The sequence below is a fragment of the Serratia sp. 14-2641 genome (genome assembly GCF_001692375.1).
Classification (GTDB): Bacteria; Pseudomonadota; Gammaproteobacteria; order Enterobacterales; family Enterobacteriaceae; genus Chania; species Chania fonticola_C.
In genome coordinates, this window is the sequence record NZ_LXKR01000059.1 from 1 (window position 1) to 9,579 (window position 9,579).

General features: G+C 50.0%; 7 protein-coding genes and 1 pseudogene. 2 read left to right on the top strand and 6 right to left on the bottom strand.

Annotated elements, in window-relative coordinates:
* From A6U95_RS21010 to A6U95_RS21030, 5 genes and pseudogenes are all read right to left on the bottom strand, one after another.
* A pseudogene (locus A6U95_RS21010) lies at positions 1-398 on the bottom strand (type 1 fimbrial protein); the annotation flags it as partial.
* Between the two features lie 50 nt (positions 399-448).
* Positions 449-1,204, bottom strand: a complete 756-nt coding sequence (locus tag A6U95_RS21015; RefSeq protein WP_059202184.1) for a fimbria/pilus periplasmic chaperone — start codon at positions 1,202-1,204, stop codon at positions 449-451.
* Positions 1,205-1,221: 17 nt separating this feature from the next.
* Positions 1,222-3,732, bottom strand: a complete 2,511-nt coding sequence (locus A6U95_RS21020; RefSeq protein WP_241810703.1) for an outer membrane usher protein — start codon at positions 3,730-3,732, stop codon at positions 1,222-1,224.
* Positions 3,733-3,810: 78 nt separating this feature from the next.
* A complete protein-coding gene (locus A6U95_RS21025; protein ID WP_241810702.1) occupies positions 3,811-4,362 on the bottom strand; it encodes a fimbrial protein in 552 nt (183 codons plus the stop codon).
* Positions 4,363-4,443: 81 nt separating this feature from the next.
* Complete coding sequence (locus A6U95_RS21030) at positions 4,444-4,977, bottom strand: fimbrial protein (protein WP_065685874.1); 534 nt, start codon at positions 4,975-4,977, stop codon at positions 4,444-4,446.
* 654 nt (positions 4,978-5,631) lie between these two features.
* On the opposite strand from A6U95_RS21030, the gene A6U95_RS21035 reads away from it, so the two are divergent.
* On the top strand, positions 5,632-6,069 hold the full coding sequence (locus A6U95_RS21035; RefSeq protein WP_083196433.1) for a FaeA/PapI family transcriptional regulator: 438 nt from the start codon (positions 5,632-5,634) through the stop codon (positions 6,067-6,069).
* Positions 6,070-6,408: 339 nt separating this feature from the next.
* Here the strand turns inward: A6U95_RS21035 and A6U95_RS21040 are convergent, their stop codons facing one another.
* A complete protein-coding gene (locus A6U95_RS21040; RefSeq protein WP_059202187.1) occupies positions 6,409-7,149 on the bottom strand; it encodes a carbonic anhydrase in 741 nt (246 codons plus the stop codon).
* A 1,347-nt stretch (positions 7,150-8,496) separates the two neighbouring features.
* Between A6U95_RS21040 and ampC the strand changes: the two genes are divergently transcribed.
* Positions 8,497-9,579, top strand: a 1,083-nt coding sequence (gene ampC / locus A6U95_RS21045; protein WP_241810704.1) for a class C beta-lactamase, incomplete at its 3' end; no start/stop codon positions are given.

Here is a 9,579-nt window from a genome sequence, read left to right on the forward strand (position 1 = left end):
GCCAGGAACGACAAGGTGACGGCCGGTTGGCTTGAGCTCCAGCGCATATTGCCAGAGTTATTGTCCAGGCTGTTCGAGGAGAGGCGCATGCAGTCCCTCAACTTCAAATGCACGGCCACCGGCGTCCCCTGGTCGCCCACCGCTTGCAGGCGGCCGGTACCGGTCTCGCCCAGCGACACCGCCTGATAGACCGAGGTCATGTCCAGGCGACAGGCACTTTCCGTCAGGGCGCCATACACATGCAGTACCCCATAATTACCGTCAATCAAGTCGTCTTGCGCAGCACCTACAGAAGACGCCAGCAACAACGCCCCCGCCATCACCGACAAAGGCAGGACGATACCCATCATTCTGGCCTGATTTTTTTCGGGTGATACCGCTTTTTTCTCGTGCATCATGTCTCTTCTCCTGACGCCGTCCCCGCATGCTATCCGATGCAGGAGCAGGGTTATTTTGCGCTTTTATCCGGCACAACCTGACATACCGGACCACTGCAGTTGAAGGTCAGGGTTGGACGGCCACCGTAATCGTTCACATAGGTCAAAACTGGTGTACTGCCCAGTGCCGCGGCACTCACCTTCAGTTCAGCCTGATCTTTGGGCGGGATCATCAGAGGTTCAAACCCTTTAACGCCCTCGCCGCCCTTCTTGCTACCGGCATCCACCAGGGTCACAAAATACGGCGTCGGGTTGGTCACCATATAACGATCCCCCTGACGCGTCAGGGTCAGCTTCTCCTGCCACGGGGTGTTCATGTCTGTCCGGCTGGCCACAATGCCCGCAGGGCGGTAGAACAGCTTGATACGCGTCTGCAACGCTATCTGCAGCGTGTTCGGTTTGTCGCTCTTCGGCGGGATCTCCCGCAGGTTGAAGTAGAACAGCGTCTCTCGATCTTGCGCCAGCAGGTTAGCTGCCGCCTGTTGTACCTGGATCTTCACCTGGCTCTTCTCACCCGGTTCAATACGCTGCACCGGCGGCAGAACAACCAGTGGAGACGTCACCTTGTTCCCTTGAGGATCTTCCAGCCAGGCCTGAGCCAGATACGGTAACTCCTTGTTCTGGTTACTGACGTTCAGGCTCACTGCCTTGTCCGTCGCGTTCACTATCACGCGAGTTCTGTCCAGTGCTATCGCCGCCCAGGAGGGGCTTGCCAGCACACAGGCCAACCCTGCCACCATGGTGGTCATTACGGTATTCAATTTCATTGCGCGTCACTCATCCATTATCGGGTTGATTTTGCCAGGCTCGAGGCAGGCAGACTGCCAGCGCCAGCGGACACTTTAGGAGATGTCTCCGCTACCGGTACACACGGCAGCAGCAGGTTTGCCAATGCACCGCCCGGCAACGGATCCGGCAGACGGACCTGACATTGTTCGGCACCATTCCAGCTTACCGTCATGGTTTCTCCCGGCCGGATACCGCTGAGGTACACGTTCCCTTCATCACTCACCAGGCCGGTGACCTGTTTTTTCATGTTCAGTACCGACGCGCCAAACGGCGGCGTCGACCCATCCGCCAGACGCAACACGGCCATCGCCTTGGCCCCGGATATCACATCAAACTTGCGATAACCAATCGCCCCTTCCGTCAGCGTGGCCTGCACCACCGAGCGTGTCGCTTCCGCGTTATCACCCAGCGATTCCAAATCGACACTGGCCGTGTTGCGGTAATAACTGTTGACATCGGTAACCACCGCCTTGCCAAAGGCATTCGAATTCATCGCGGTACCGTAACCCCGCACCGGTACATCAGGCACGCCGTCCGTGTCCAGCAACAGGCGGGTTCCACCCATCATGCTGGTACGGTGCAGTGCCCCGCCCTTCGCCGTGACCGTCGCCCCACCTTGCACTGCCAGCCCCACCGACGAGTATCGGCCTTCACGATAACTGGCGTTGGCATTGACTTGCGCTATGTCGCCCTGGTGGGTGTAAAAACCACTGACATCGCCTCTCCCGTTGGAGGTGCCCGCCGCGACCTGATAAGAGCCCCGATCATTGACGCGATCGTAGTAACCCACACTCTGACGGTTATCCCCTTTGGCAAAGGCGCTGCTGTAACTGAGCGACCCCGAGTTGCCCCACGGCATCGACAAGGACAGATACACACCATCATCGTTGGTGTTGTTGTACTGGTTACGGTACGCCGTCATGGAGACACTCACATTCTTGAACGAACCGACGTCAAAGGCTTTTGCCAGCTGCAGGTTATATCGGTCGTTGGCCGGTTTGTCCCAGTAGGTCTGGTGGTAATAATTCAGATACGCCCCGAGCCCAATAGAAGTGAACTGTTGGTTGAACGAGACGGTATACATCTCCTTGTTGCTACCCACGTCGCTGTTGCCCCGACGGGCGTTCAGGTACTCCCCCATCGTCATGAAGTCACGTTCGGAGAAGCGATAACCCGCAAAGGTCACCTGGCTGTCATACTCTTCAAAACGTTTGGAGTAGTTGACCCGATAGGAGCCGCCGGTACGAACATCCTCACCCGGCAACTGGGCTCTCGACTGGGTGACGTCAAACGAGATGGCCCCCAAGGCCAGCAGGTCACGGCCGACCCCAAGCGACAGGGCATTATAATCGCCGCCGGCGATCCCCCCACCATACAGGGACCACCCATTGCTGATCCCCCAGGAGGCTTCACCGGTGGTGAAGAACTGCCCGTCCGTTTGATGACCAATGCTGGTCGGCCGGCCGCTGGCCAGCTTGTAACGTACCTGCCCTGGCCGCGTCAGGTAAGGAATGCTTGCCGTGTCTACCCGGAACGTCTGAACCGTGCCGTCCTGCTCTTCCACGCGAACATCCAGCATCCCCGACACCGCACTGCTCAAGTCCTGGATACGGAAGGGACCTGCGGCCACCTGGGTTTCATACAGGACCCGCCCCTGTTGACTGATGGTCACCCGGGCATTCGTTCTCGCTACCCCACTGACTTCCGGGGCATATCCCCGCAGGTTGGGCGGCAACATATTGTCATCCGTGACCAGGCTGACCCCGGTATAACGGAAGCTGTCAAAAATATCCGAGTTGAGGAAATCCTCACCGACGGTCACCTTGGCTTTAAGGCGAGAAATGGCGCGATACGCGTAATAACGGCTCCAGTCCCAATTCCTTACGGTCGGATCACCACTGCCCGTTTGATGATCCAACCGTCCCTGCCAGTCCGCACGCAAACGCCAGGCCCCCAGGTTAGCCCCGGTGGTGCCGTTGCCACTTACGTTGTAGCCCTGTGTCCCTGATGTTTGCTGGCGATTGCTCTGCGCATTCACGTTGTAGTCAAGCAGCAACCCGGGGATCCCCTCATCCCAACGAGACGGCGGATCCCAATCCGGGCTGCTGTACTCCAGATACGCCTGAGGAATGCTGATGTTCAGCGTGGAGGTGCCAAGATCACCGTGAACGCCCAAGCCATCCAGACTGCGGACATCGAGACACGCCCCCTTATCCAGCCACGCTAACTTGTCCGTCACACCGGGCTTGAGGCCAAGCAGTGCCACCATCGAGGGTGTCAGGCAGGCAACACTGCTGTTGGGATCATCGGGAAGCGGTTTGAACGTGACGTCTTGTTCAGACAATGATTGCCGATTCAGCAACACCTGCAGGGAATACGTTCCCGGCATAATGTATCCGCGCTGGGAGAACTGGCTCAGGTCGATATTGGCGCGATCCTTGACATCCAATATGTCCGTATTGAATTGAATGTCTTGGCCGAGTGCGGAAGAGACAGCAATCGCCATCAACGAAACACTCAGCCCAACCCCCCGAACAACGGGAATAACGTAGCCAGAAAAATGCGATGCCATGACCGAAGCCCTTTAGTAATAATTCAGCTTGAACCGCACGGTGGACTGGTAAGCACCGGCACGCAGGACCTCATGGTTTCCCATAACATCCAGAAAATAATTCAGCCCCATGCTGCCCGGCACAATGTTGCCCGGGGGCATCCTGTCACCCGGCCGGGCCACATTGCCTCGGCTGTCGGTAATGCGTAACGCAATCCCCCGGCTATCGCCATTAACCGCGAACAAACCTCGATCGGCGGGGCCATCAAAAGTGACCTGAAAATAGCGCCACTCGGGCGCGGCAGGGGTCGGTGCCGAGAGCTGGCAATCCACCAGTTGAATAGTAAAAGGACGCGTATTCCCGCGCCCATCACGGACTATCTGCCCTAACGGCACGACCCCCATATCAACCGTTTGATCCTGACTGCCCACATCGATGGCACAGGCCGTCTCAACGATGGCTCCTTCCATAGCGATTGTCCCCCACCCCCTTGTCGGCGCCGCCATCGCGCTGAGCGCAAACAGCGAACCGGCAATCAACATGGAAGGAACCATCACAACCCGCGCCAGTTGGAGCACTTTCATGCAAACTCTCCTGTCATCACCTGATCGTTGGAAAAAGCCTGCGGTATTCCACCGCAGGCTCTGAGCGACAAATCGGAGAACTTACACGTAATCCAGCATGAAGGTCGCGACGCTGCTGAAGGTCCCTTCAACAGGTGGTGTTGCAGCATTGCCGCTGCCAACCAAGAAGGCAGAGAAGTTCAGCGTGTTGTTACCGTTAACCAGAGTCTGTGGTTGGGTGGCAACGCCCAGATCAACCGGGCCAGAGCCGTTAACGATAGCGATGCTCGCGCCACCCGCGGTACCGTTCAGACCCAGCTTGGTAACGTCATGAGCAGACGGCGAGCCGGTGAAGGTCACGCTCACCGTTTTCATGGTGGCGATATCACAGTCTTGCAGCTGAATATCGAATGGAACAGGCATAGAAAAGCCCGTGTTGCCATTTTGAGCCAGACGCGTTTTAGAGACCTGGCCCAGGTCTTTAGTCTGGTTGTCAGAACCCGGTGCGATTGAACATGGGGCATCAATAATGGAGCCGGTAAAGGTCACAGTACCGCTACCACCTGGCGCAGCGTGCGCCGCAGAAAGGGCACCAAAAGACAGCACGGCAGCAAGCATGATTTTATTCAGTTTCATCAGAAATAATTCCTATTTATTTGACACAATATAATGGGATGGAAATAGCTAATATAGTACTCACCTACACGAATGATCGGCATGCTTTCTAATGACACACAAAATAGGGATCCAGCAAAAACTCTATTAAATGAATATCAAAATCTGAAAACACTAAAATTCACAGCACGCCAGAACACGTTCGCTCTCATGTCAAAAAGACACAAAGCAAACACGCTAAAATTTTTCATACGCAGGCAATTACACTGTAGGAAATACCATTTTATCTCCTTAACACCGTTATAAAGATTAGTGTCTCCATCCACACCTCACAAAACTCACATCTCTGTGACGTATGCATTCTTACAAATCCACTTACATCTTGAAAAGTCATTTTTACACGCTGAATCATATTCAAAACAATCAGTCAACCAACACCCATCAAATAAAACGCCGCGACATTTTAGATCGTGAAAATAAAATGATCGATATTTTTAACCTTTCTTTAAAAAGGCATCAACATTTAAGAACGCAAATCCACTTATCACGATACAATCACTGAAAAACAGGATGTATGAACGTTGTGTGCAAGGCCGCAAAACAAAAATAAAATATCATTAAAATCAGTGAGCTACATAAAAAACATGGCGGCAACATAACAGAGGGTCATCAAACATGAAACTAGATACCGAGAACAATAAGGAAACAATTTTGCAACATTCACATCCGGCAATGTTGGCTGCGGACGGCCTAGCGGATAGTTCTGTCACTCCACATTTTACGTTTACCATGGTCAAAGTCGAAAAGAGAAAGGATCGTATGACGTCGCTCATGAACCAGATGCTGCTCCTGATTGAAGCTCGCTGGGAAAATGATAACGGAATAGCTGCTGAGGCAACCTGGCTCAGTACTCGCCAACTGGCGGAACACTGTCAGTTGGGCATATACCAGGCTCGACATTTACTGCTGAAGTTGGTTGAGGCCGGCTATGTTCAGGCAACCCCTGGCACGAAAGGGAGTACCCTGCGTTGGCATGTCAGTTTGAAACACAATGAGACATTGATAAAAAAAAGAAATGCTGCAAATCATGCACAAACAAAGCTTCTTGAGTGAGGTAGACGCGTCCTAGTTAACATGTGATGGGCGTCCAATAAGTCTACGCAATAAAAAATCGCCCTTTACATGCTAGATAAGGAAATTCCAACGTGAATAAAATAGAACTAACGCTACTGCTCATCGCATCGGTTATTTCAGGCATGTGGGGTGCTGTCATGTTTAACTTTCTTGAAGCATCCCTCTTATTGTCAAGACTGTTTTTTTGGCTGGAAGCACTGCAATCATGAAATGGAGCGGAAAATTCGCGATATCTTAATTATGCTATGTGGAGTACAACTGCCGTACAGCGTAATCAGTATTATATTCCTGGCTACGCTGACACGCGTTCAGGCCTTGTTAAACCTCAAAGAAATCAACTCGTCCGCCAACCAGATGATACATACTGCCGACAATTTTGATTTTTTGTTTTTCTTCAAGTTCTTTTAGCACAGGGCTGTTGTGACGGATACTTTCAATCGTCAACTCAACATTCTTTCTGGCAACAGCATCAACGAAATCGTAATTGCTCCCCTTACGCTCACCTGAGTAGGTCGTTTTCTCAATTGCCGGTTTGATTTTATCCAAAAGCCCCGTCAGATTCCCAAGCTCTGCATTTGCAATTGCCCCGGCTACTGCACCACAGGCAGTGTGCCCCATGACCAGAACCAGCTTAGCCCCAGCCACAGCACAGGCAAACTCCATACTTCCAAGAATATCACTGTTACTGATATTCCCAGCGACGCGAGCATTAAATGTTTCACCAATACCGGTATCAAGCACGATTTCAGCCGGAGCCCGTGAGTCAATGCAACTCAGGATCACAGCTGCTGGAAACTGCCCCGATGCGCTACTGCGCTTTTGTTCAATATAGTTATGCTTAGCTGGTCGATCCTCACGAAAACGCATATTGCCCTGCTTGAAGTGTTCAATAATGGTATCCGGTGTCATTTTGTCGCGCTCTTCGCTGGTAAGAGAGGCGGCAAAAGAGATGGTAGGAACGGATAGACCAGCGACACCCGTGACCGTCAAGGCCGACAAAGCCAGTGTTTGTTTTAACATATTTCGTTTTGATGGTTGTTGAAGATAATCTTTTTTCATGAAGAACCTCATTCTATAAGAGTTACATTTACATCAATTAAGCGCAGGTATTGCTACGCAACCGATAAGAGCTAGTCACGTTGAAACGACATGAACGCTTGTTTATTTCATCAGCAGTTAATCATTGACTAGACACATCTTTATTCTCCCACCACTTGGAGTCCATACAAAACCGAAGGATATTACACACGCTTATCATCTGATATTGATTGATGCGTCTGATAAGGTATGCATCCATTAAAATGGTAAGATAATTATCATAAAAACTACCACGAGTAATTGCCACTGGCAAACACTATCCTCGTCGATTTTGTCATCATAACCTTTCTCATCACACATCATGCCCCCCATATGATACGCGGCAGTATTAATCAAAACTTGCACATCAACATGGGAATGTTTCACTTAACGTTTATAGACTGATAGCCACTAAAAGTGAAGACCGGCGCTCATCAAAAAGGGGAAGCTAATGATATGGAAACTCTAACTTATCAATTACTTATCCACACCCATATAAACAACACCTAACTAGAGTTATTAAACGGCACCTAAACGAATAAATAATTTACATTAGTAAGTCTTCGTTTCAGCACTATCCACATTTACAAAATGCCTGCATATTGTTATAAACTCATACACTATATACCGTAATATTTGAAAAACATTACAAAACCAACTGCAGGTAAGTTTCATCTTTAGCTACACTACGTGGGTAGTTGTTAGATAGGAGCCTAATCCTCCGGGTTGATTTTTATGGTACTCTGATTTTGGCCAACAAAGTAACTTATTGTAATCATTAAAAATAAGGATTTACAATGACAACGCACAACCTCCTCTCTTTCCGTGACAGCCCTTTTACCAAAAGTTATGCACGCCACTTTGAAGGGGCATACGTTTTAACAATCAGAACGTCCCCCGATACCGCAGAGTCGGTTAACGCACATAAACATGTTGAATCATGCCAATTACAGTGGAACCCCCTACGTTCCATTTGCAAATGAAGAAAGTGATTCATGGAGAGCGCCAACCATCATCACACTAAGCATTTCCTTTTAGGCCATAACATCTAACCATCGATAATGTATTACTGTGAGTGTCCATGGATGAATCATCCTTACAGTAATTTTTTTTCTAAAAAATAAGAAAGTATTCTATTGGAGATATTATCAACTCCCGTTGACTACACCAAATTTTGACAAATCAGATAACGTAGCCGGATCACGGCTCTGGCCCTCCATTTCTACTGATTAGCAATATAGGTTGATAGATATGGATTAATTGAATACAAATGAGTGATTATCAGCGATGAAAAAAAACCTCAACACGGTGTTAGCAATTACGACTCTGATGGTTTCTATGACACCATTTGCGGCACAGAAATCGTTAACTGCAGAGCAAATCAGTCAGATTGTGAATGATACAGTTAAACCACTACTTGAAGCACAGTCCATCCCGGGCATGGCTGTCGCCGTCCTTTACCAAGGGCAACCTTATTATTTCACTTACGGTCAAGCAGATATCAATAAAAATTTACCGGTAACAAAAAAAACGATATTTGAACTTGGATCAGTCAGTAAAACGTTCACAGGGGTATTAGGTGGAGATATAGTCACTCGTGGGGAAATGAAGCTTAGCGATCCCGTAACAAAATACTGGCCCCAGTTAACGGGTAGCCAGTGGAAAGGTATCAACATGCTACATCTGGCAACCTATACTGCAGGAGGACTACCACTACAGGTTCCGGACTCCGTCACAGATGGTGCATCGCTGCTGAACTTCTACCAACACTGGCAACCACAATGGAAGCCGGGCACGATGCGTTTATACGCGAATGCCAGTATCGGTCTGTTTGGACATCTGGCAGTCAAACCATCGAATATGACCTTCGAACAAACAATTAATCAGCGGGTTTTCCAACCACTTCAACTAACACATACTTGGATTAATGTGCCCAAGTCAGTGGAGAAAGAGTATGCATGGGGCTACAGTAATGGCCAGCCAGTACGCGTGTCATCGGGGATGTTGGGCGCAGAATCTTACGGAGTAAAATCCACGATTGAGGATATGACTGTGTGGTTGAAAGCTAATATGACCCCTCAGCATCTCAATGATTCGACGCTTAAGCAGGGAATACTTCTTGCACAGTCGCGTTACTGGCGCATTGGCAACATGTATCAAGGTTTAGGTTGGGAAATGCTTAACTGGCCGGTCAACGCCGACACACTGATTAATGGCAGTGATAACCAAGTTGCGTTAGCACCACACCCTTCGATCGCTATCATTCCACCGGACCCGGTGGATCCTGGATCCTGGGTGCATAAAACCGGTGCAACCGAAGGTTTTGGTGCCTATGTTGCCTTTATTCCTGAAAAACAAATCGGCATAGTGATGTTAGCAAACAAAAACTATCCCAATCAGGAACGTATAAAA